The sequence below is a fragment of the Streptomyces sp. A01 genome, assembly GCF_059026195.1.
In genome coordinates this window covers 98383-120366 of record NZ_JBWLKN010000012.1, presented here as the reverse complement: position 1 = coordinate 120366, position 21984 = coordinate 98383, and the positions used below count along the sequence as shown (strand labels likewise).

Genomic DNA, 21984 nt, shown 5'->3' with positions numbered 1-21984 from the left:
TGCCGGGTGATGTCACCCAGAAAAGCGGCGGTGCTGCGCCATGGCGATGGCGAGCGGAGTCTGCGCCAGCACCTGATCGCCACCGCCGAACGCATGGTCGCCGAGCGCGGCACGGCCGGGCTCACGGTGCGCGCGATCGCCCGCGAGGCCGGGGTGGCCGATGGCGTCCTCTACAACCACTTCGCGGACAAGGAAGAACTGCTGGCGCATGCCCTGCGTGCGCATGTACGGACCGTCGAGCGCGGCCTGAGCTGCCTTCCCGTGCCGGGCGTCGGCGCGATCGAGGACAACCTGCGCGCCCACATCACGTACGGCATGGCTCTGCACCGGGCGATCCTGCCCGCCCTCGCCGGGTTGCTCGCCCAGCCCAGGGTGCTCGCGAAGTTCGGCGGCCTGAGCGAGCCCGGTGAGGACTGGCGCGACCGGCTGACCGGCTATCTGCGCGCCGAACGCGATCTGGGGCGGCTCGCGCCCGGCGCCCGCGTGGACGCCGCCGCCTCGATGATCGTCGGCGTCTGCCACGAGACGGTGCTCGCGCTGCTGTTTCGCGGTGAGACGGTTGCCGGGGCCGCTGCCCCGCCTGCGCCGGAAGCGGTTGATGACCTTGTCGGCGCCGTGCTCGATGGCATTGGTGGCGGTGGTACGGGCGATAGCGGGGGCTGAGGCGGCGCGCGCCGAAGCGGGTACGCGTGCGCGGCGTCAGCTGGTCGTGAAGCGGTCGAGCTCGCCCGCTTTGACGCTGCGTATGAAGCGGCGCAGTGACGCGGTTGTGGTGGTGAGGACGACTCCGGGGTGCTCGCTCTCGCGCAGGTTGATGGTGTCAGTGCCGTCTGCGGCGACGTTGAGGCAGGAGGCGGACTCCTGGCAGTTGGAGGACTTCTGCCACGTGTGGTGGAGCATGTTCAGTCCTCCGTCACATTTCGGTGCGAGGTTGTGCAGGGTCGGCGGCCGGGCGGACATGCGGGGCGTCAGCTGTTCGTGAGGTGGTCGAGCTCGCCCGCCTTCACACTGCGGAGGAGCTGGCGCAGCGTGGCGGGGCTGGTGGTGAGGATGATCTCGGGGTGCTCGCTCTCGCGCAGCCTGATGGTGTGGGTGGCGTCTGCGGCGACGTAGAGGCAGTTGCCCGCAGTCCCGCTGTAGGACGACTTCCGCCAGGTCTGGTGGAGCATGTTCGATCCTTTGTTAGATGTTCTGTGCGATGTTGTACAACGGGCGGGTGAGCCGGGTTTGCGCGGTGTCAGCTCGTTGTGAAGTGGTCGAGTTCGCCCGCTTTGACGCTGCGTATGAAGCGGCGCAGTGACGTGGTCGTGGTGGTGAGGATGACTCCGGGGTTGTCGCTCTCGCGCAGCTTGATGGTGTGGGTGGCGTCTGCGGCGACGTGGAGGCAGTTGCCCGCGTTGCCGCTGTAAGACGACTTCTGCCAGTTGGGGGCGGACACGGACGTTCCTTCGTTAGATGTCAGATGTTCTGTGCGATGCGGTGAATCATGTCGCACGACTCTGCTGGCTTCAGCGCGAGGGCTTCCATACGGTCCAACGTGCTGCGGTACCTCGTCAGTTGAGGCTGGGTGTCCAGAAACTCGGAACCATGGTCTGTATCGAGCTGCACGGTGTCCAGCTGTGTGACATCCGCGCTGAGATAGATAATTCCCTGCCCGGAGTTGGGGAAGGCTCCTGATCCGAAGGGGATGACCAACACGGTGATGTGCTCATGCTCGTTCATCGTGAGCAAGTACTCCAGCTGCGCGCGAGCCACGCTCGGACCGCCGAAGTCCATCCGCAAGGCGGCCTCGTGGATGGTCGCGATCAACGGCGTCGGCTGCTCTCCGTACAGAACTGCCTGGCGCTTGATCCGATGCGAGACTCGGTGCTCCACCTCGTGTGCCGCGAGGGAGGGTTCGACGGCTTCGGTGATCGCCCGCGCGTGGTCCCTGGTCTGGAGCACCCCGGGCATGTGAATGACGGATGCGATCCGCATGGATTGAGCGTGGTGCTCCAACTCGGCCATGTCGAGCATGCTCGCCGGGAGGATGCCGCGGTACTCGTCCCACCAGCCTCGGGTGCGGCCGCCCGTCATCTCCGCGAGCGCTTCGATCAGTGCCTGATGCCCGCAGCCGTAGGCGCGCGCCATCGCTCGCACCCGCTCCGCGCTCACCGCGTAGCCCCCGGACTCGATGCTGCTGACGCGTGACTGGGAGGAGCCGAGGAGGGCGCCGGCCTGGGTGGCGCTGAGATCCGCTTGTTCGCGTAGCCGACGTAGCTCAGAACCCAACCGTCGCTGCCGGATGGTCGGCGGAAGCTTGGCTCGGGCCATCGCGCGTTCCCCTCTCCCACTTGGGATGTGGTGCCGTCACCCACACGGGTGCGTTATGACGTATCGCATCATTTTGATGGGCTGAATCATAGCTCAAGGCTATGGTGTACATCACAGGCCGATACGGGGTGCCGCTCCGTCGAGGTGCGTTTCCCCTGGCCAACTCCTCCTCCCGACAGGAGACTTCCATGGTCACCGTATCCCCGCAGGGCCCCGACTCCGAGCCCTCTGGCTCCGAGCGTCCCGGCTCCGAGCCCCCCGACTTCGACGCAGAGGTGTGTGAGCTCGTCGCCGACACCGCGCCGCGGCTGTTCGCCGTCGTGCGGGAGTACGAGGTGGAGGCGGGCGAGCGAGACGCCGAGGTCGCCGCCTGGGGTGTCGCGTACGAGGACGGCAGCGCGCGTGTCGTCGGCGCCGATGGCGGTGGCGGGCTGTGGCTGAGCCTCGCCACGCCTGAGCGGGCCGCGTGGTTCTTCGGGCTGCGCCGCGGCGTCACCGCGCGGCTGGTGTGGCTCGGGCTGACCGGGAGGGCCACGCTCGATCGAGCCGATGCCGCATAGTGGTGGTTACGCCGCGTGTTCGGGCCGCCCCGTCTCGGGGCGGCCCGAACAGCGATCAAGGGCGGCCACGGCGGCCTCCCCGCTTCCGTCGGCGGCTGTCAGTGGCCCGTCGTACTCTGAAAGCAACCCGGCTCGTTTGACGTGCCGGGCCGTTCGCGTTGTCCAGCCCTGGGACGGAAGCCTTCATGAGCCTGCACGGTCTGCTCGATGCCGTCGTCAAAGATCCCGCGCTCGCCGAGGCGGTGCGCGCGGCTTCGGACGGTCACCGCATGCATCTCGACCTCGTCGGGCCGCCCGCCGCGCGGCCCTTCGCGCTGGCCGCGCTCGCGCGCTCGGCTGGGCGTCCGGTGCTCGCCGTCACCGCAACAGGGCGGGAGGCGGAGGACCTGGCGGCCGCGCTGCGTTCGCTGATGCCCGCGGGCCAGGAGAACACCGTCGCGGAGTATCCGTCGTGGGAGACGCTGCCGCACGAGCGGCTCTCGCCGCGTTCCGACACGGTGGGGCGGCGGCTGGCCGTGCTGCGGCGGCTTACGCACCCGCGCGAGGACGACCCCTCGGCCGGTCCGGTCAGCATCGTCGTCGCGCCCATCCGCTCGGTGCTCCAGCCGCAGGTCAAGGGGCTCGGCGAGCTGGAGCCCGTGGCGCTGCGCGGCGGGCAGACCGCCGACCTGGGCGCGGTGGTGGACGGGCTGGCGGCCGCCGCGTACGCGCGGGTGGAACTGGTGGAGAAGCGTGGCGAGTTCGCCGTGCGCGGCGGGATTCTGGATGTGTTCCCGCCCACCGAGGAGCATCCCCTCCGGGTGGAGTTCTGGGGCGATGACGTCGAGGAGATCCGCTACTTCAAGGTCGCTGACCAGCGCTCCCTTGAGGTCGCCGAGCACGGGCTGTGGGCGCCGCCGTGCCGTGAGCTGCTGCTCACCGCCGATGTGCGGGAGAAGGCCGCCGCCCTCGCGCAGGCGCACCCCGAGCTGGGCGAGCTGCTCGGCAAGATCGCCGAGGGGATCGCCGTCGAGGGGATGGAGTCCCTGGCCCCGGTGCTGGTGGACGACATGGAGCTGCTGCTCGACGTGCTGCCCAAGGGCTCGATGGCCGTGGTCTGCGACCCGGAGCGAGTACGGACCCGGGCCGCCGACCTGGTGGCCACCAGCCAGGAGTTCCTGCAAGCCTCGTGGGCCGCGTCCGCCGGGGGCGGGGAGGCGCCGATCGATCTGGGCGCGGCCTCCCTGTGGGGCATCGCCGACGTCCGGGACCGGGCGCGCGAGCTGGGCATGATGTGGTGGTCGGTGAGCCCGTTCGCCGCCGACGAGGAGGAGGTGGACGGCGACACGCTCGTGCTGGGCATGCACGCCCCCGAGGTCTACCGGGGCGACACGGCCCGCGCCCTCGCCGACACCAAGGGCTGGCTGGCCGACGGCTGGCGCGCGGTCTTCCTCACCGAGGGCCACGGACCCGCCGCGCGGACCGTGGAGGTGCTGGGCGGTGAGGGCATCGCGGCCCGCCTCGATGCCGAGCTCGCCACGATCTCCCCGTCGCTCGTCCACGTCTCCTGCGGGTCCGTCGAGCACGGTTTCGTCGACCCGGCGCTGAAGCTCGCCGTCCTCACCGAGACCGACCTCACCGGCCAGAAGTCGGCGGGCAAGGACGGCACGCGGATGCCCGCCCGCCGCCGCAAGACCATCGACCCGCTGACCCTCCAGGCCGGGGACTTCATCGTCCACGAGCAGCACGGCGTCGGCCGCTACATCGAGATGGTGCAGCGAACCGTCCAGGGCGCCACCCGCGAGTACCTGCTCGTGGAGTACGCCCCCGCCAAGCGCGGCCAGCCCGGCGACCGCCTCTTCGTGCCCACCGACCAGCTGGAACAGGTCACGAAGTACGTCGGCGGCGAGGCCCCCACCCTGCACCGGCTCGGCGGCGCCGACTGGACGAAGACCAAGGCGCGCGCCAAGAAGGCGGTCAAGGAGATCGCCGCCGACTTGATCAAGCTGTACTCGGCCCGGATGGCCGCCCCCGGGTACACCTTCGGCCCCGACACCCCCTGGCAGCGCGAGCTGGAGGACGCCTTCCCCTACGTGGAGACGCCCGACCAGCTCACCACCATCGCCGAGGTCAAGGAGGACATGGAGAAGTCCGTCCCCATGGACCGGCTGATCTGCGGCGACGTCGGATACGGCAAGACGGAGATCGCCGTCCGCGCCGCCTTCAAGGCCGTGCAGGACGGCAAGCAGGTCGCGGTCCTGGTGCCGACGACCCTGCTCGTCCAGCAGCACTTCGGCACCTTCGGCGAGCGCTACGCCCAGTTCCCCGTCGTCGTCAAGGCGCTGTCCCGGTTCCAGACCGACACCGAGGCGAAGGCCGTCCTTGAGGGACTGAAGGACGGCTCGGTGGACATCGTCATCGGCACCCACCGCCTCTTCTCCTCCGACACCAAGTTCAAGGACCTCGGCTTGGTCATCGTCGACGAGGAGCAGCGCTTCGGCGTCGAGCACAAGGAGCAGCTGAAGAAGCTCCGCGCCAACGTGGACGTGCTGACGATGTCGGCGACGCCCATCCCGCGCACGCTGGAGATGGCCGTCACCGGCATCCGCGAGATGTCCACCATCACCACCCCGCCGGAGGAGCGGCACCCGGTGCTGACCTTCGTCGGCCCGTACGAGCAGAAGCAGATCGGCGCGGCCATCCGCCGCGAACTTCTGCGCGAGGGCCAGGTCTTCTACATCCACAACCGCGTCGAGTCGATCGACCGGGCCGCCGCCCGGCTGCGCGAGATCGTCCCCGAGGCGCGCATCCGCACCGCGCACGGGCAGATGGGCGAGACCGCGCTCGAACAGGTCGTCGTCGACTTCTGGGAGAAGCAGTTCGACGTGCTGGTCTCCACGACCATCGTCGAGTCCGGCATCGACATCTCCAACGCCAACACCCTCATCGTCGAGCGCGGCGACAACTTCGGCCTCTCCCAGCTGCACCAGCTGCGCGGCCGGGTGGGCCGCGGCCGCGACCGCGGCTACGCCTACTTCCTCTACCCGCCGGAGAAGCCGCTCACCGAGACCGCCCACGAACGGCTCGCCACCATCGCCCAGCACACCGAGATGGGCGCGGGCATGTACGTCGCGATGAAGGACCTGGAGATCCGCGGCGCGGGCAACCTGCTCGGCGGCGAACAGTCCGGCCACATCGCGGGCGTCGGCTTCGACCTGTACGTACGCATGGTCGGCGAGGCCGTCGCCGACTACCGGGCGTCCATGGACGGCAGCGTCGAGGAGGAGGCCCCCCTCGACGTCAAGATCGAGCTGCCGGTCGACGCGCACGTCCCGCACGACTACGCGCCCGGCGAGCGGCTGCGCCTCCAGGCGTACCGGTCCATCGCCTCCGCCAACAGCGAGGCCGACATCGCCGCCGTCCGGGAGGAGCTGACCGACCGCTACGGGCCGCTGCCCGAGCCCGTCGAGAACCTGCTGCTCGTCGCCGGGCTGCGGCTGCTGGCACGCTCCTGCGGGGTCAGCGACATCACGCTGCAGGGCACCAATGTGCGGTTCGGCCCCGTCGAGCTGCGTGAGTCGCAGGAGCTGCGGCTGAGGCGGCTCCACCCGCGTACGGTCTTCAAGCCCGCCACCCGCCAGATCCTGGTGCCCCGCCCGACGGCGGGCCGCATCGGTGGAAAGCCAGTGGTCGGACGGGAACTTCTCGCGTGGACGGGGGAGTTCCTGGCCACGATCCTCGCGTCGTGAGGGAAGCGCCGGGAAGCTGTGGGGGAGTTGACCCGCTGACCGCAGAGCCGTCGCGTTGGCCTGCGGTCCGGGTCGGGGGGTCAGGGGATCAAGGGGCCAGGACCAGGCGGAAGCTGATGCGGTCGTGACCCGGGCCGTCGTAGTCCCGGTGGACGAGGACGCCGTCGCTCTCGTAGTCGCCGCCCTCGGGCTCGAAGCCCATCGCGCGGTGGAAGGCGATGGACGGCTTGTTCGCCGGGGACACGATCGCACGCACCTCCTGGCGCCCCGCCTGCCTGGCCCGTGCGAAGAACCGCTCGTACAACTGCCGGGCGACGCCGTGGTGCCGCAACGTCGGATGCACGCCGATGAAGTGGATGTACGCGGTCCCCGGCCGGTCGGGGGAGTGGAATCCCACGAGGAAGCCCGCGAGGCCGCCGGCCCGCCCGTCGCCTTCGACGGTTCGCGCGGCTTCTCCCGCGGCTTCCCGCGCGACGTCCGCAGGGCCGTCTTCCGCGCCGTCCATCGCCCTGCCGTCGGGGGCTTCTTCAAGGATCAGGCTCGTAGCGGCGAAGTGCTGAAGGAACAACCGGGGGAGCAGCAGGGACAGTTCACGCGCCTCTTCCGGCGTCCGGGTCTCGCCCCACCATGCCTGGACAGCCGCCACGATCGCCGCGTGATCTTCCTCGCGGGCCTGCCGAACGGTGAGCTGTGACATGCCACCTCTCTCGTACGCCTCGCACTGTTCTTGTACGTTCCGTCTGGTTACGCGCCGCCTGGTACGTACCGTTCTGGTATGTGCCCTTCTGGTACGTGCCGTTCTGCTCCGTCCCTCTCTGGTGCGTCCGGGCCGGGGTCCGTGATCGGGGTCCGTGATCGGAGGGCGTGCGGAAGCGAGGAGCGGCGGCACATCATAGGGGTGGGGCTAGACGGCGTTGGGGTACGGCCCTGTGCACCAGCCCACGGTCATGCGGGCCGTCACGAGCGCCGCGGCCAGTGGGCCGAGCAGCCCGCGCAGCCGGTCCACCGGGGCCCCCGGGCGTACGGCCCACGTCAATCCGTCCCCGGCCACCGCCACCGCCGCGGCGGGCCCAGGGACGGAGATGCTCGCGCCCTCGCCGTGGTACTCCACGTCGCGTACCCCTGGCAGGGCGCCGAACCATGGGTCGGAACCGGGTGGGACCAGCAGTCCCACGCGGCCCCGGCCGCTGTCTATGAGTGCCGGGAACAGCCCGTCGCGCAGCGGGGCCTTCCGGGGAGCGACGGCCGCGGTGGCGGCGTCGTCCATGGCGGCACGCGCACCGAGGGGCGTCACGGTGGCTATGCGGAAGCCGGTGGTCCGGCTCGTGTCATATCGGGCGGGGGACCCCGTGCCGCCGTCCGGCCGGACCCGAGGGCCGGGGGCGGCGCCGACGCCAGGGGCGTCGCTCGTCCGGAGCGTCGCGCTCGTCCCCAGCCTCCTTCCCGTACGGGCGGCGGGGTACGAGCCGCGTACCGTACGCGCGTCGTACCGCAGCAGGTCCACCACTTCCATGCCGGTCCGCAGGTCGACCGTCACGGCGTCGAAGGTGCGGCCCGTGGCGAGCCGGACGGAGCGGTGCGGGTCGTCACGCCACATCGCACGGACCACACCGGGATCGTCCGCGGCGGCCGCGACCCAGCGAGGGGTACGGGCCGCCGCGGGCGTGGGGCGCCGGATCACCGCCCGGCCTTCGGCGGTGCCAGGTAGGGGAAGTCGGCGCGCAGCACCCCCGTGGCCGCGCCTGCGTCCAGCCCCAGCCGGATCGGCACTCCCAGCACAAGCTCGAACATCACCTCGGGTGCGCAGTCGGTGAGACCGCGCCCATTGCGCCGGTCGACGCCGAAACGTGCTTCGGTGCCCACCTCGTAGCGAAGGATGTCGGGCAGCAACTGGTCGCGCACGCGTGCGGCGTGCGCGGCCGGGTCGGGGACCGCGCCGACCGCGGCAGCGCCGCGTTCGGTCGCGGCCAGGATCTCCGGCCCGTAACGCTCACGGTCCTCGGCGGGGAGCGTGGCGTTGAAGTCGATGTGCTGGTCGGGGTCTTCGAGGTCGAAGAGCGTGTTGACCAGCGGGTTCGCACAGCGGTTGATCTGCCGCCAGCCGCCCGCGTCAGTGGCGAGTACCGACACCGCCCAGAAGCCGATCACCGGGGCGCCACCCAGGTCCGCGTCGGGCACCTCCAGCACGATCGCGTGCACATCGGTGTCGGAGAACAGATTCGTGGCCGTCTCCGGGTCGAAACCCGCCAGGTCCGGTGCCGTGCCCTGGGAGATGGCTGTCTTGACGGCGGTGACGACCGTTCCCTCGATCCAGAACGGGTCACCGGCCGGTCCTGCCCAGGCCCGCAGCCCGCCGGGCGCCGACTCGGTGGCGAGGCCGGTGGCGGGCATCGCGCCGATGCCGCCGGAGTCTTCGGCGATGGTGTCGGTGGTGATGGTGTCCGTGCCGGAGGCGTCCGTGCTGGGGGTGTCCGTGCCGGTGCCCGCGCTGACCGGTTGGACGCGGGTGCCCGCTCGCCTGTTCCCGCTGGGCGGCAGCACGAGTTCGGCGGGCTCGCCGGTGACGCCGCGGAGCAGCACGGTGCCCTCGGCGTCGCGGTCGCGTGCCGCCTCGCCGTCGAACCTGCGGAGCTCCCAGCGCTGGACGCCGCGGGACGAGAAGGGGGCGAAGGTCATGGGAGAGAAGGTGAAGCGGTAGGTGATGTCCTCGACCGCGTCGCCGTCCGTGTCGATCTTGATCTCGTAGAGGCTCTCGTCATCGTGGAAACCACCGCCACCGGACAGCGGGTTGACGTTGACGACGAAGACAGTGCCTCGGGTGCCCTGGAAGACGTAGGCATCGCTGATGTCGAGCCGAGGGTCCTGGCGAGCGAGAAGCGAGTCGTGGTGATGACTCATCAGCGGTCCTGTTCTGCCGTGGGGGGCACGGCATGATGCCGGTCGGGCCCGGACGGTCTGTGGGCGGCGGGCGCCCGGCGGGCCTGCGGTAGCGGTGGCCGCACGGGTGAAAGGGGGGTATCCCCGTGCGACGTCTCAGGGAGGTTGAGAGGTGCTTCCGGTCCGGCCCGCCGGGGCCTTGACTGGGACAGTAGGCGGGTCGTTGAGACAAGGCGAGGAACAGAGTGCACAGTCAGGCCGCTCGCCGGTTGTCCCGCGAATGGTGATTGAACGGCGAACGGCTGAGCGCGCCATAGCGCCGTGCGTTTCCCGTGACGCGGCGAGGTGGTGGGCGGGGGAGTATCCGTTCCCGGCAATCTTCAATCAGTTTCCCGGCGGCGGCCAGACGCATGGTGGGGCGTGAGCGCGCGCGTGAGGAGGCGCGCGGGGAAGGAGCGGCGCGGAGGAAGCGGACGAGGCGCGGGAGAGAGAGCGGGAGAGTGCGAGGGAGACAGCGGGGGAGAGTGCGCGGGCGAGGCAGGTGGCGGGAGTGGTCCGGTGCGGCCCAGGCGTGAGGACGTGCCGGGGCTCAGAGCATGCCGAGTGCCCGCATCGACAGCCACAGTTCGTACTTCGCGCTCGGCGCGTGCAGCAGTGAACGCCCCAGCGCCTCCTCGGCCTTGGTGAGCCGCTTGCGCGCGCCCGGCAGGGAGATCCCCAGCGCGGCGGCCGCGGCCGGAAGCCGGGCGTCGGCCTGTAGCCAGACCCGTACGGTCTCGGTTCCCGACGCCAGGTTCGCGCGCTCCAGGGGCCTCAACTGGGCATGTGCCCACACCTCCGCGGCCGGTATGGCGAGCAGCGCGTCGAGTGTCACGGGCGGGTCGGTCGCTGAAAGCGGCACGTGCGGGGTCTGCAACCGCAGGGCCAGCCAGGCCGCTGACTGGTCGGGGAGGCGGCTGAGGTCGAGCCCCAGCAGCTCGTCGATGAGGCGTACGCGCGCTGCCAGCGTGTTGCGGTGCATCTTGAGGTGGCGGCTCGCCGCGCTGCCGAAGGTGAGCCACGAGCCGAGTGTGCCCAGCAGCTCGTCACCGCCGGGGTCGGCCCGGCGCGGAGGCGTGTAGTGCAGGCAGGGAGCCAGCAGCCGCTGCGCCCAGCGGCGCGTTTCGGGGAGCGCGAGCGGCGAGAGGTCGGACTGCCGACTGAAGCTGGCCCGGCCGCTCGGGGCGGCCCTGGCCACCGCCAGCGCGTGGAACGCCTGCTCGTAACCGACCGGGGTCTCGCGTAGCGCCACCTCCGCGCTCACCCCGATCAGGCACTCGGGAACCCGCTCGGAGATCAACTGGTCGAGTCGCCCCAACCGCACCTCCTGGTGTTGTTCCTCGGCGGCCCGAGAGCCCTCGTGCCGCGTACGGCGGCGCTCGGGCGGCGTCTCCGGCTGTGCCCCGTACGCATGCCCGTCGTCCGGCTGCGTCGCGCACCGCGGTCCGTCCGGCTGCTGCTCGGGGCGTGTCCCCGGCGGACCGTGCCGCGCCAGGCCTGGGGGCGGCGTCCCGGGTACGCGGTCGCCGTACGGTCCGGAGCGCGAGCCGCCGGACCCGTCGCCGAGTTGGTCTTCAGCAGGACCATCGGGACGAGCAGCACCAGCAGCACCAGCACGTGCGTCAGATCCGGCAGGTTCGGCAGGTTCGGCAGCTCCCGCGCGTTCGTTTGCGGGTCCCCCCGCAGGTGCCTCGGGCGCGCCGGGGGACTGCGCCGGGTCGCCGGGGGCGCCCCGGAACGGCTCGCGCCGTACCGTGCCGGACGTGGTGCTGCCGACCACGGGCTCGACGGCGGAGTCGGGATGGGGCGACGCCGCCTCCGCGTCGCCACCGGCTTCTTCCGCGGCGGTGGTGACCGGGACGAGGGCGATGAGGTGATTGGGGCGTACGGGGCAGGGCACGATCCAGGCTTTGCCCCGCGCCGCGTACGCGATGCGGTCGGCGATTTCGTAGCGGCGCTGCCCAGGGCACTCGATGACGTACACATGGGCGAGTTGGGGGAGCGGCGGCTGGAGGGCGGCAGCGATGCGGTGCGCCGCCGGCACGCTGCCGACCATCAGCAAGTGCAGCACCGCTTCGCGGCTGTGGGCCTCCGCCGCTTCCACGCGGTGCCGGTTGCGCTCGGATTCCTCCAGGCGCCAGCACAGCGCGAGCGTCCGCGCGACATCGGCCAGCAGTACGTTGTACCGCTGCGGGCGTTTGCCGGGATGGTCGGCGCCGCCGGATACGATGAGGACGAGGTACGGAGGCTGCCGCGCGGAGTCCGGGTCGGCGTGGACCACGCCCGAACCGGCGGACAGCGACACGAGCAGGACCGTGGTGTCACCGCCACCGACGGCGTCTCCGCTGATGATCGCGGAAGGGGTGCCGCGCTGGTGCAGCCTGGTGGCCGCGTTGGCGGCGGCGCGCAGCGCGGCGCTGGGCGGTGGGGCCGGTGAGGTGAGAGGGACGCCCTCGGTGCTGAGCAGGGTGGCGACCCCGCCGGTGCGGCGGGCAAGCCAGTCGAGGATGGCGCGCACCGCACCGCGTTTCGTGGCCAGCCTGGCGAGAGCGAGCACATCGTCAGCCCGCTCGACGCGCGGCCCGTCCGGGCCTGGCCGCTCCCCCACGTGGGTCCCCGACGACGCTGATCCCATAGATCAACAGATTAGTCCGTCATCGTCCCGCGCGCGGGGGAAGAGGGGGAGTCGGGCGAGCGGACGGACGCGCTTGTCGTGGATGTGGTGGCGATGGTGTCCGACGGGGCCGCGGCGCATTACCTGGCGGGTAATCGACGGAGACCGCGCGGGGCGGAAGGGTTGGCCATGGCTCAGACAAGACACCGGCACTGGCGCGGCGAGCGACCGGGACAACGCCCAACACCCGTGCCATCCACCGACCTGGAGGAATCATGCCCGCCTATGGACTCGGCCACCTTCGTGTTCGCCAGCCGCACGCCGACATCGCCGAGTACGTCGAGCGGATTCAGGCGACGCTCGACCCGTACGCCGGTCGGTTCCTCGTACACGGTGGTGACATCGAGGTGATGGAGGGAACATGGCCCGGCTACGTGGTGGTGATCGAGTTCCCCGGGATGACCGAGGCACGTGACTGGTACCGGTCACCCGCGTACCAGGAGATCCTGCCGCTGCGTACGGATCACATCGACGGGGACGTGATCCTGGTCGAGGGAGTGGGAGCCGACTACGACCCGACGGGACGCGCCGCCGGGCATCGCCGTAACGCCGCGTCCGCCGACCGCACGGCCGCGTCCGCCGATCGCGCGTCCGCCGATCGCGCCGCTTCCTAGGCGACAAGCGGCAGGGGGCGGCTCCTCACGCGCGCGCCGCCGACGCCGTGTTCCGCCGCTGCTGCGACTGCCGTGCTACCACTGCCGTCCCCACGCGAGGTTCCGCTGTGCCGAGGCCGGTTGTCCCGAGGCCGGTTGTGCCGAGGCCGGTTGTCCCGAGGCCGGTTGTGCCGAGGCCGGTTGTGCCGAGTCGGTGTTCCTGCGGGCTCACGCCGCGCACGCGCTTGAACGCGGCGCTGAGGGCGAACGAGCTGCCGTAGCCCACCTGCCGGGCCACCGCACCCACCGTCACGTCCGGCTCACGCAGCAGGTCGGCGGCCAGGGCCAGCCGCCAGTTCGTCAGGTACGTCATCGGCGCCTCGCCGACCAGGGCGGTGAAACGGCGTGCCAGGGACGCCCGGGAGACGCCGGTCTTGGCGGCAAGGCCGGCCACGGTCCACGGGTGGGCGGGGTCGCTGTGGATGAGGCGAAGCGCACGCCCCACCACGGCGTCGCTCTGGGCCAGGTACCACGGCGGGGCGTCGGCCTCCGGGCGGGAGAACCAGGCCCGCAGTACGGCGATGAGCAGCAGATCGAGCAGCCGGTCAAGGACGACCTCCTGGCCGGGCTCGTCCTTGACGATCTCGGTGGCGAGCAGGTCGAGGAGCGGCGAGTCCCAGGCGTCACCAGGCAGGAACAGGAGCGGGGGCAAGGCCCGTAGCAGCCGCTGGGTGATCTCGCCGTGCATCTGGTACGTGCCGCTGATCATGATTGCCGAGCCGTCCGGGCTGTCGCCCCAGCTGCGGACGCCCAGGTCCATCACCGCGCACAGCTCGTCCCCCTCCGGAGTGGTGGAGCGCTCGCCAGGGTGGATCACGGCCTGCGGCGGGGTGGCCGGGTCATCGGCGACGACGTACGGATCGGGGCCTCGCAGCACCGCCACATCCCCGGCGCGCAGCCGCACCGCCTCGCCCTGGTCAGGGACCACCCAGGCGCCGCCGCGCACCATGGTGACCAACGTGAGGGGCGCCCGGTCCTCGATACGTACCGACCACGGCGGATTCATGATCGACCGCATCAGGAACGCGCCTCGCGCCCTGGGCCCGTCCAGCAGATCCGCGAGTGCGTCCATGGCCTCAGCGTAGACGAACGCGTATGGAGATGAGCTGGTCGGTCATGGTCTTGTACGACGCGCTGAACTTGACTGTGAGCAGGGGAGAACGACGGCCCCGAGGCGACGCGGACCATGCGTCGCCGTCTCAGCGAACGGCAGTGAAACGGTAGTGATGAGCGATGTCTGACATGTTCCGGGTGTCCGCGTTGGTCGCGGCGACACTGACGACGGGCCTGATGGCCGGGCTGTTCTTCGCCTTCTCCTGCGCCGTCATGCCCGGCTTGGCGAAGACCGGGGACCGGACGTTCATCGAGGCGATGCAGCGGATCAACGTGGCCATTCTCCATGGCTGGTTCGCCGTGTGCTTCGTCGGCGCGCTGCTGCTGACCGTCCTGGCTGCTGTGCTCACCTCGCGGAGCGAAGGCCGTCCCGCCCTGCTGTGGATCGTGGCGGCGGCGGTTTTGTATCTGGCCGTCATCGGTATCACCGTCGCCATCAACATCCCGCTCAACGACGAACTCGACGCGGCCGGGGACCCCGGCGCGATCGAGCGTCTCGCGGCGGTACGGGAACGCTTCGAGAGCCGGTGGGTCCGTTGGAACATCGCCCGCACCCTCACCAACACCGCCGCCCTCGGCTGCCTGGCCTGGGCCTTGCGGCTGAGCCACGCTTCGGGGAAGTCGTGACCGGCGGTTCCGCGCACCGCGCGCTCCCGCCAAGGCGTAGGCCGCGCTAGGCCATTGGGGCGAGGAAAAGAAGGCCTCGGGCCTTAGGTCGGAATGCCGATGGTGTGCGCCGGTGTGCCGAAATACTGTCGTCGGTGTCAGCAAACGATGCCGCAGGGGGCTGTGCACCATGTCCATCGAACTGAACCACACGATCGTCCACGCCCACGACAAGAAGGCGTCCGCCACCTTCCTCGCCGACCTGCTCGGGCTGCAAGTCGGCGCGCCCTACGGGCCATTCCTTCCCGTAGAGGCCGACAACCGCGTCACTCTCGACTACATGGAAGCCGAGGAAGGGCCGATCTCCTCGCAGCACTACGCCTTCCTGATCTCCGAGGAGGAGTTCGACGCGATCTTCGGCCGGATCAAGGCGGCGGGGATCACGCACTACGCCGACCCGGGGCACCAGCGCGTCAACGAGATCAACACGAACGACGGTGGCCGCGGGACGTACTTCCGGGACCCCAACGGCCACAACATGGAGATCTTCACCCGGCCCTACGGCAGCGGCGCCTGACCGGAGGCGACGCCCGGCCGCCACAGAGCTGGGCTGGGATCGGGCCGGGGCCGCTCGCCGACGGGCTTCAGCCGGCTACCGGCACACCCGGTCACCGGCACCCGGCTATCGGTGCCCGTGCGGCTGAAGGACCGTGGCTGGCCCTCCAGCCGCACGGGAAATGCCGCTCAGGGCATTCCGCATTCCGCCGCGCTGTACGCGCGCTGTACGCCGGTCAGGGCTTCGGACACTGCTTCCAGGCGAGCCGGTAGATGGTGTTGATATCACCATCCGTGGAGTCCATGGTCATGAAGCTGGTCGTCTTCGGGTCCGAGGTGCCCGCGCTGACGCGCAGCTCGGTGTTGATGTTGAAGTTCCGCCGTACGCCACACGGCGCCCAGACCAGCTGTCCCCAGTCGGTCTTGTCCGTGGCCTGCCAGTTGTTGTCGTACGGGCCCTTGAACGGATGGGTGCGGGACGCCGTGTCCGGCGACCCCTGGAAGTAGTACGAGGCCTTCTGCTGGCTGGTGGCACCGGGCTGCAGGGACGCGAAGCCGCGGTAGTCAGCGCTGGCGACCGCGTAGGTGAAGCCGCTCGGGACGTACACGATGAGGTTGAGCTGGCAGTTCTTTCTGAAGTCGGTCGGGTCGGACTGACCGCCGACTCTCGCCAGGTAGTGGCTGTACGTGACGGTGAACGCGGTGTTGTCGGGGGCGACGGCCACCTGGGCCGTTCCTCGGGGGCATCCCGACCCGTTGACCGTCGCGACCTCGATCACGATCTTGTCGGTGGGCGGGTCGTTGATCGTGGAAGGGCTTTGGGGGGAGAGCGTGGCGGCGAAGAGTCCGACTGCCGCGGTGGTGGCGAGTATGCCGGTGTACATGGGTCTCCCATCGCTTGCCTTGGAGTTCGGGCGGTTCGGGGGAACGCAGGGGTCGCCGAGGTGCGGGGAAGTGCCTCGTGCGTGCGGCGACCGCCGGAATCCGTGAACGGTGGAGCGGTGACGCAAAGGGCGCGCCTGCGACGTGGGAGCATGCGCATGCCAATCGACCGAGATGGTAAGGACCCGCGGAGCACTCGACTAGGGCGAACTCCGGCCATTGCGGGGCCCCCGCCCCTTGGCCTGATCGGGACGTCACTGGCTGGGCTGGGGTGGCGCTATCGGAGGGCGGTGATCGGGGCCGAGCGCTCGGGGTGCCGTGCACTTCGATACGGACGGCGTGCCGCTGTACGGAGATGGCCGGATGGATGGCACACGACTCGGAACAACCGTGCGTGTGAGCACTTCCCCGGAGGCGCTCACCCTCGCGACAGCCGGAGCCGATCACGCGCTCGGCGCGGACATCATGGCCAGCATGAGCCACCTGGCTCTCCTTACCGGATGTCCGGAAGAAGCCGCTGCGCTCGCACGGGCAGCCCGCGAACAGGCGCCGTACGAGCCCCACTTGCCGACGCTCGCCGCGTGGCTTTACGCCATGGAGGCGCGAGCGCTCGCACGGCTGGGGGACGGAACGCCACCCGCCGAACTCGAAGAAGCGGCAAGCCCGCTCCCACCGCGAACCCGGCGCCGCACCGCGCAAGCCTCGCGCGCACTCGATGTGGGCACGCCCCGCTTTCTGGAGCGGGGCGCCTGAGCGCGCCGATCCGCGCGCCGCAGGCGCGATTTCGCCCCAGGCAGAACGCTGGTCCCTTCCAGGGGAGCGCAACGCTTCTACCCTGAAGAGGTGAGCAGCCACGCGCCGAACCAAGCCCGCGTCATCCCCCTGCGCCCGGTTGCAGCGGCTGCTGCGCCGGACCCGACCGTCACCCCGGTGCGGCGGCCTGCGGCCGCGCCGCCCCCCGCGGCCAAGGAACCCCTGTGGCGGGACGTCGTCGGTGACGTCCTGCGCCGCGAACGCCTCGCCCAGGGACGCACGCTCAAGGATGTGGCCGAAGCGGCGCGCATCTCGATGCCGTATCTCTCGGAGCTGGAGCGCGGACGCAAGGAGGCTTCGTCCGAGGTCCTGGCCGCGGCCGCCCGCGCCCTCGGCCTCGGGTTGGCCGACCTCCTCGCCCTGGGACACGGTGAGGTGGCCCGCCTCGCTCAGGGGCGCCCGACTCGGAGCAGCATCGCCCCCGCTCCGGCCGCGCCGAAGCGCGAACTCGGCTCCACGCGCCCCGTCCGCGTGCGCGGCGACGAGGCGAACGACGACGACGGCACGGCAACGGCCGTCGCGGAGCTGAGCGACCGGCGCACCGGCACGCGCGTGGCCTCGGCCCAGGGCGAAGTGCGGCTCGCCGCCTGACGGCCCCCGGCTGACCCGTACGACCGCGCCCCCTGGCCTGAGCGGCGAAAACCAGGGGGCGCGACCGCCGGATGACGTCAGGCGCATACGTCAGACGAACAGGTGACGTCAGGCAGCCGCGGTCCGTCGGCTGATGACCTCGTCGGCGAGCCCGTAGGCCACTGCCTCCTGCGCCGTGAAGACCTTGTCCCGGTCCATGTCGGCGCGGAGGGTCGCGACATCGTGGCGCGTGTGCCGGGACAGGACCTCCTCGACCTGGGACCGGATGCGCAGCATCTCCTTGGCCTGGAGGGCGAGGTCGGAGACCGTGCCCTGCTGGCCGCCGCTCGCCGGCTGGCCCAGAAGCACCCGGGAGTGCTCAAGGACCAGCCGCCGCCCGGGGTCACCACCGGCGAGGAGTACCGCGGCGGTCGAGGCGGCCTGCCCGACGCAGAACGTCGAGATCGGCGCGCGGATGAAGGTCATCGTGTCGTAGATCGCCATGAGCGACGTGAAGGAGCCGCCTGGCGAGTTGATGTAGATCGAGATCTCGGTGTCGGGGCTCGATGACTCAAGGTGGAGCAGCTGGGCGATGACGACGTTGGCGACGCCGTCGTCGATCTCGGTACCGAGGAAGATGATGCGCTCGGACAGCAGACGGCTGTAGATGTCGTACGCCCGCTCCCCCATCGGGGTGCGCTCGATGACGGTCGGGATTGTGTACTGGGCCATGTCAGATCCCCACCCGTCGACGCGAACCAGCCGGTCGGACGTCTTCAAGCGACTGGACGACGTGATCGACGATGCCGTACTCCTTCGCCTGCTCGGCCGTGAAGAACCGGTCGCGGTCGCCGTCGCGGGAGATCGTCTCCGTCGTCTGGCCGGTGTGCTCCGCGGTGATCCGCTCGATGGTCTTCTTGGTGAAGTCCAGATTCTCGGCCTGGATCTCGATGTCGGCGGCGGTCCCGCCGATGCCGGCGGACGGCTGGTGCATCATGATCCGCGCGTTGGGCAGCGCGAAGCGCTTGCCCGGCGTGCCGACCGAGAGGAGGAACTGCCCCATGCTCGCGGCGAACCCCATGGCGAGCGTCGAGACGTCGTTGGGGATCAGCTGCATCGTGTCGTAGATCGCCAGCCCGGCCGTCACCGACCCGCCCGGGCTGTTGATGTAGAGGCTGATGTCGGTCCGCGAGTCCTCCGCCGACAGCAGGAGCAGCTGGGTGCAGATCCGGTTCGCGGAGACCTCGTCCACCTGGGTGCCGAGGAAGACGATGCGCTGGGTGAGGAGTTGGGCGGCCAGGTGGTCGTCGAACCGCGACGGAGGCGTGTCCCCGTCTTCGGCTCGCGGGGTCAGGACTGGGTCCCAGCCTGTGATGGGTCGTGACATCGGGCCTCCTTCTCGTGGCGCGCGGCTGCCGTCGCCGCGATCACTCCACTCTTGGCCCACCCGCCCTCCTGCGTCAGGTTTCTTGGCCCGCAGCAGATTCGCTGACGGCAGAGCGGACGGGCCGATGCGTCGCTTGGGCGGGCCTCGAATCGCACCTGGACCGCCGGTTTTTGGGAAGACGCCTGTCCCGCCGATTGCCGTCGGCGCCCAGCGGCTTGTGTAGGTACCGCTTGGGGAACGGCATCGGGGCTACTCGCGTGGTCGTGCTGTGAACTCGGCCCAGAGATCCACAGCCTGTTGGAGGTTCAGTGCGGCGACCTCCTCACGGGCCATGCCGACTGTGTGCACGAGCCGCGCGGCCAGCCAGTCAGGGACGGGTTCCTCAGCTGGTGGGACTGGCAGGGAGATCTGACCGGCCAGGCGCCCGAGCCGGTCGATGACCTCGGCGAGGCGGTGGAACTCGGGTCGGCGGCTTCCCGCATGCCGTGCCCTGGTCGTGGCTTCCTCGTAGATCTCTGCGTCGGCCCGCGCTCCGACAGCCCACACTTCGCAGATCTCCACTGCTTTGTCATCGGTGATCCGATAGACGACGCGCCAGGTGTTCTTGCCGGCAACGAGCTTCCGGTAACCAGTTAGTTCACCGCCCAGCGGGTATCCCGCGGCAGGGTCCTCAATCAGGAGCAGCACCTTCTTGAGAACTTTCGGAACCGCTTCCGGGCCGATCCGCCTGAGATCGTCGATTGCCGCATCGGTGAAGGTAACCTCTGCCATCGATCAGTCGTCGTCCGGCAGCGCTGCGAGTGAGTCGCGGGTGTGCCCGAACGCGTCGAGAACATCATCGAGAGTGGTGCGTCGTCCTGTGTCAGTCGCGGTGCGCGCCAGTACCAACGCCAGGTCGCGGAGATCGGCAGCAACCTCTTCGAGTTCAGTGAGGCGGCTCATGCTGACAACGGCTGCCACGCTTTCGTGGCGACGGGTGACGATCAGGTCGGCACCCTTCTCCGCGTCGGAGACCAAGCCGGCGACGCCGCGCCGGGCAGCCTCCGTCACACTCAGCTCGCGTGCATCCTTCAGTATCGTCATGGTGAAACTGTACAGACATCTATACAGATTCGCCAGTGAGGGCTTTCGTCAGCAGCCGTCAGCCGTCAGCCGGGGCGACTCCGATCGGACAGGAGACGCCCGTACCGCCGATCCCGCAGTAGCCCGCCGGGTGCTTGTCCAGGTACTGCTGGTGGTCCGCCTCGGCCGGGTAGAACGGTCCGGCGGGCAGCAGCTCCGTGGTGATCTCGCCGTAGCCGGAGCGCTGGAGCACCGACTGGTATGCGGCGCGTGAGGCTTCCGCCGCTGTCTGCTGGGCCTCGGAATGGGTGTAGATCGCCGAGCGGTACTGCGTGCCGACGTCGTTGCCCTGGCGGAAGCCCTGCGTCGGGTTGTGGGACTCCCAGAAGAACTTCAGCAGTGCGTCATACGAGGTCACGGACGGGTCGTAGACGACGCGCACGGCTTCCGTGTGACCGGTCATGCCGCTGCAAACCTCGTCGTAGGTGGGGTTCACCGTGTGGCCGCCCTGGTAGCCGACGAGGGTGGTCCACACGCCTGGCGCCTGCCAGAACTTCCGCTCCGCGCCCCAGAAGCAGCCGAGGCCGAAGTCGGCCACGAGCAGGCCTTCCGGATACGGGCCCATGAGCGGATTGCCGAGGACGGTATGCCGTTCGGGGACGGAGAACTGCGGTTCGGCGCGGCCCTTGAGTGCTTCCTCGGCGGACGGGAGGTGGTTCTTGTGGCGGCTGAACAGCATCGGAACTCCAAGCGCGGACGGGCGGGGTGCCGCTCGTACAACGCGCGGGGGCGGGCGGGGAATTCCATCCGGGTCTCAGGCCGGGTGACCAGCCTGGTGTCCGGCCGGGTGGCCAACCCGTGTCCGGGGCCAGCGCGAGGCGCACCCGCGCACCCCTGTGCCGTCGCCCAGGGCGCGACGACGGCACGGGGCGGTACGCGGCCGGTCACCGCGCCAGCGTCACTGCGGCAGCGTCGCCGGGGTGCCTCCTGAGGCTTCCCAGCCCTTCACGGCGATGGCCCGGTACGTCGCGTACGTGGCCGCCGGGTCCGCCCCGTACGACCACGGCACGGCGCCCACATGCCCATCGACCAGCCGCAGCTGCGCCATCGCCTCCGCGTAGCGCTCCGCGCGGACCAGGAACCACACCAGCAGGTGGCGGACGTGCGGCAGCATCGGGTGGTCGGCGGGGGCCTGGCGTACCGCGTACTGGGCGCCCTCGATGGCCCGGGTGACCACCGCGCTGCGGTACAGGCCCTGGACCATGTTGGCCTCGGGCAGGTGGTCGAAGACCGCGAACAGCGGCAGCGCGGGCAGCAGGCTCTTCTCCGTCGCCGAGGCCGCCGCCTCATGGCTGAAGTCGTCCGCGAGATCCTGCGAACCGTGCCACTTCTCGCACCAGTACTGGAGGCCCGCCAGATGCGCCCCCATGTGCTGCGGGGCCCGCTCGCGCACCTTCGCCCACAGTTCCTCGAAGTCGGCCTGCCGGTAGCCGAGGCCGCGGCCGATGCCCAGCTCGATGATGTACGGGACGGGGTCGCCCGGCGCCAGCAGTGCCGCCTCCTGGCACACCGTACGAGCCTCCTCCAAGATCATCTGGTAGTCCTCGGAGCTGGTGTCCCGCATCGCCTGGCGGACCAGGAACTCAGCCTGTACCGCGGCGCCGCCCGCGTCCTTCGGGGCCTCCACCCGCCAGGTGCGCAGCCAGACGCCGCCCTGCCCGGGGGACTGCGCCAGCTCGAAGACCGCGGCGCCCGCCAACGTCCGCACGCGCTGCCAGCGCAGCTCCGAAGAGGCGCTGGTGTGCGCGAGCAGCCGCGAGACGGGCTTCCAGTCCTGGGTGCGCGCCACCTCGGCGAGGGTGTCCGACAGCTCCTCGTCGGGCCCGGGCAGCCGTACGTCGAGCTGCTCGACGGGCACGAAGCCGTACCGCCCCGGGTCGGAGGCCCGCAGGGCACTGGTCATGGCCGCACGGTCGCCCCGCCGCCGCCGCAGAGCCGGCACGATCAGCACCCCGCCGATCATGACGAGGCCGATGAGGATGAACAGAAACTCCATAATGCTTGTCCCGGTGAGATCTCGTCGGGGTCCGTGCCGTCGTCGGCACAGTCCATGGACTTGCGGTGTGCCCCGCAACGCGGCCCCTGCAATGCC

At 70.4% G+C, this 21984-nt stretch carries 22 protein-coding genes and 2 pseudogenes; 8 read left to right on the top strand and 16 right to left on the bottom strand.

Annotated features, from left to right (window positions below; all coding sequences use genetic code 11):
* Positions 1 to 9: 9 nt before the first annotated feature.
* A complete protein-coding gene (locus tag AC5P1B_RS18285; RefSeq protein ID WP_493888341.1) occupies positions 10 to 663 on the top strand; it encodes a TetR/AcrR family transcriptional regulator in 654 nt (217 codons plus the stop codon).
* A gap of 36 nt (positions 664 to 699) precedes the next feature.
* Here AC5P1B_RS18285 and AC5P1B_RS18280 read toward each other — a convergent pair whose 3' ends face one another.
* The 4 genes from AC5P1B_RS18280 to AC5P1B_RS18265 form a co-directional block, all read right to left on the bottom strand.
* Positions 700 to 900, bottom strand: coding sequence for a DUF397 domain-containing protein (locus AC5P1B_RS18280; protein WP_493888340.1), 201 nt, complete (start codon positions 898 to 900; stop codon positions 700 to 702).
* 68 nt (positions 901 to 968) lie between these two features.
* Complete coding sequence (locus AC5P1B_RS18275) at positions 969 to 1169, bottom strand: DUF397 domain-containing protein (RefSeq protein WP_493888339.1); 201 nt, start codon at positions 1167 to 1169, stop codon at positions 969 to 971.
* Positions 1170 to 1237: 68 nt separating this feature from the next.
* Positions 1238 to 1438, bottom strand: a complete 201-nt coding sequence (locus AC5P1B_RS18270; protein ID WP_493888338.1) for a DUF397 domain-containing protein — start codon at positions 1436 to 1438, stop codon at positions 1238 to 1240.
* Positions 1439 to 1458: 20 nt separating this feature from the next.
* The gene (locus tag AC5P1B_RS18265; RefSeq protein WP_493888337.1) at positions 1459 to 2313 is read right to left on the bottom strand and encodes a helix-turn-helix domain-containing protein; all 855 of its coding nucleotides are present in this window, start codon (positions 2311 to 2313) and stop codon (positions 1459 to 1461) included.
* Between the two features lie 188 nt (positions 2314 to 2501).
* Between AC5P1B_RS18265 and AC5P1B_RS18260 the strand changes: the two genes are divergently transcribed.
* Together AC5P1B_RS18260 and mfd are read left to right on the top strand one after the other, a co-directional pair.
* Complete coding sequence (locus AC5P1B_RS18260) at positions 2502 to 2873, top strand: hypothetical protein (RefSeq protein ID WP_493888336.1); 372 nt, start codon at positions 2502 to 2504, stop codon at positions 2871 to 2873.
* Positions 2874 to 3058: 185 nt separating this feature from the next.
* Positions 3059 to 6601 (top strand): transcription-repair coupling factor, encoded by a 3543-nt coding sequence (mfd, locus tag AC5P1B_RS18255; protein WP_493888335.1) that lies wholly within the window; start codon positions 3059 to 3061, stop codon positions 6599 to 6601.
* An 88-nt stretch (positions 6602 to 6689) separates the two neighbouring features.
* Here mfd and AC5P1B_RS18250 read toward each other — a convergent pair whose 3' ends face one another.
* The 4 genes from AC5P1B_RS18250 to AC5P1B_RS18235 all read right to left on the bottom strand — a co-directional run bounded on the left by AC5P1B_RS18250 (position 6690) and on the right by AC5P1B_RS18235 (position 12152).
* Complete coding sequence (locus tag AC5P1B_RS18250; RefSeq protein ID WP_493888333.1) at positions 6690 to 7298, bottom strand: GNAT family N-acetyltransferase; 609 nt, start codon at positions 7296 to 7298, stop codon at positions 6690 to 6692.
* Positions 7299 to 7505: 207 nt separating this feature from the next.
* On the bottom strand, positions 7506 to 8210 hold the full coding sequence (locus AC5P1B_RS18245) for a hypothetical protein (RefSeq protein ID WP_493888331.1): 705 nt from the start codon (positions 8208 to 8210) through the stop codon (positions 7506 to 7508).
* 68 nt (positions 8211 to 8278) lie between these two features.
* Positions 8279 to 9499 carry a DUF4331 family protein gene (locus AC5P1B_RS18240; RefSeq protein ID WP_493888330.1) on the bottom strand — a complete coding sequence of 407 codons (1221 nt, stop codon included), beginning with the start codon at positions 9497 to 9499 and terminating at the stop codon, positions 8279 to 8281.
* A 568-nt stretch (positions 9500 to 10067) separates the two neighbouring features.
* Positions 10068 to 12152 (bottom strand): helix-turn-helix domain-containing protein, encoded by a 2085-nt coding sequence (locus AC5P1B_RS18235; protein WP_493888328.1) that lies wholly within the window; start codon positions 12150 to 12152, stop codon positions 10068 to 10070.
* A gap of 254 nt (positions 12153 to 12406) precedes the next feature.
* On the opposite strand from AC5P1B_RS18235, the gene AC5P1B_RS18230 reads away from it, so the two are divergent.
* Positions 12407 to 12805 carry a DUF1330 domain-containing protein gene (locus AC5P1B_RS18230; protein ID WP_493888326.1) on the top strand — a complete coding sequence of 133 codons (399 nt, stop codon included), beginning with the start codon at positions 12407 to 12409 and terminating at the stop codon, positions 12803 to 12805.
* Positions 12806 to 12995: 190 nt separating this feature from the next.
* Here AC5P1B_RS18230 and AC5P1B_RS18225 read toward each other — a convergent pair.
* Positions 12996 to 13916 (bottom strand): annotated as a pseudogene (locus AC5P1B_RS18225) (AraC family transcriptional regulator); the annotation flags it as partial.
* 161 nt (positions 13917 to 14077) lie between these two features.
* On the opposite strand from AC5P1B_RS18225, the gene AC5P1B_RS18220 reads away from it, so the two are divergent.
* Positions 14078 to 14584, top strand: a complete 507-nt coding sequence (locus AC5P1B_RS18220; RefSeq protein WP_493888325.1) for an anthrone oxygenase family protein — start codon at positions 14078 to 14080, stop codon at positions 14582 to 14584.
* A gap of 169 nt (positions 14585 to 14753) precedes the next feature.
* Positions 14754 to 15140, top strand: coding sequence for a VOC family protein (locus AC5P1B_RS18215; protein WP_493888324.1), 387 nt, complete (start codon positions 14754 to 14756; stop codon positions 15138 to 15140).
* A gap of 214 nt (positions 15141 to 15354) precedes the next feature.
* Here AC5P1B_RS18215 and AC5P1B_RS18210 read toward each other — a convergent pair whose 3' ends face one another.
* Positions 15355 to 16002, bottom strand: coding sequence for a DUF4360 domain-containing protein (locus tag AC5P1B_RS18210; protein WP_493888323.1), 648 nt, complete (start codon positions 16000 to 16002; stop codon positions 15355 to 15357).
* A gap of 394 nt (positions 16003 to 16396) precedes the next feature.
* Between AC5P1B_RS18210 and AC5P1B_RS18205 the strand changes: the two genes are divergently transcribed.
* Both AC5P1B_RS18205 and AC5P1B_RS18200 read left to right on the top strand, forming a co-directional pair.
* Positions 16397 to 16753, top strand: a complete 357-nt coding sequence (locus AC5P1B_RS18205; RefSeq protein WP_493888321.1) for a hypothetical protein — start codon at positions 16397 to 16399, stop codon at positions 16751 to 16753.
* A 90-nt stretch (positions 16754 to 16843) separates the two neighbouring features.
* Positions 16844 to 17197 (top strand): annotated as a pseudogene (locus tag AC5P1B_RS18200) (helix-turn-helix domain-containing protein); the annotation flags it as partial.
* Positions 17198 to 17512: 315 nt separating this feature from the next.
* Here AC5P1B_RS18200 and AC5P1B_RS18195 read toward each other — a convergent pair.
* The 6 genes from AC5P1B_RS18195 to AC5P1B_RS18170 form a co-directional block, all read right to left on the bottom strand.
* On the bottom strand, positions 17513 to 18115 hold the full coding sequence (locus AC5P1B_RS18195) for a ClpP family protease (protein WP_493888320.1): 603 nt from the start codon (positions 18113 to 18115) through the stop codon (positions 17513 to 17515).
* A gap of 1 nt (position 18116) precedes the next feature.
* The gene (locus AC5P1B_RS18190) at positions 18117 to 18770 is read right to left on the bottom strand and encodes a ClpP family protease (RefSeq protein WP_493888318.1); all 654 of its coding nucleotides are present in this window, start codon (positions 18768 to 18770) and stop codon (positions 18117 to 18119) included.
* 249 nt (positions 18771 to 19019) lie between these two features.
* Positions 19020 to 19541, bottom strand: coding sequence for a type II toxin-antitoxin system RelE family toxin (locus tag AC5P1B_RS18185; protein ID WP_493888316.1), 522 nt, complete (start codon positions 19539 to 19541; stop codon positions 19020 to 19022).
* 3 nt (positions 19542 to 19544) lie between these two features.
* Entirely contained in the window at positions 19545 to 19853 is a 309-nt protein-coding gene (locus AC5P1B_RS18180; protein WP_493888314.1) for a prevent-host-death family protein, read from the bottom strand.
* Positions 19854 to 19911: 58 nt separating this feature from the next.
* Positions 19912 to 20571, bottom strand: a complete 660-nt coding sequence (gene msrA / locus AC5P1B_RS18175) for a peptide-methionine (S)-S-oxide reductase MsrA (protein ID WP_493888313.1) — start codon at positions 20569 to 20571, stop codon at positions 19912 to 19914.
* 219 nt (positions 20572 to 20790) lie between these two features.
* Positions 20791 to 21888, bottom strand: a complete 1098-nt coding sequence (locus AC5P1B_RS18170) for a hypothetical protein (RefSeq protein ID WP_493888312.1) — start codon at positions 21886 to 21888, stop codon at positions 20791 to 20793.
* Positions 21889 to 21984 lie beyond the last annotated feature (96 nt).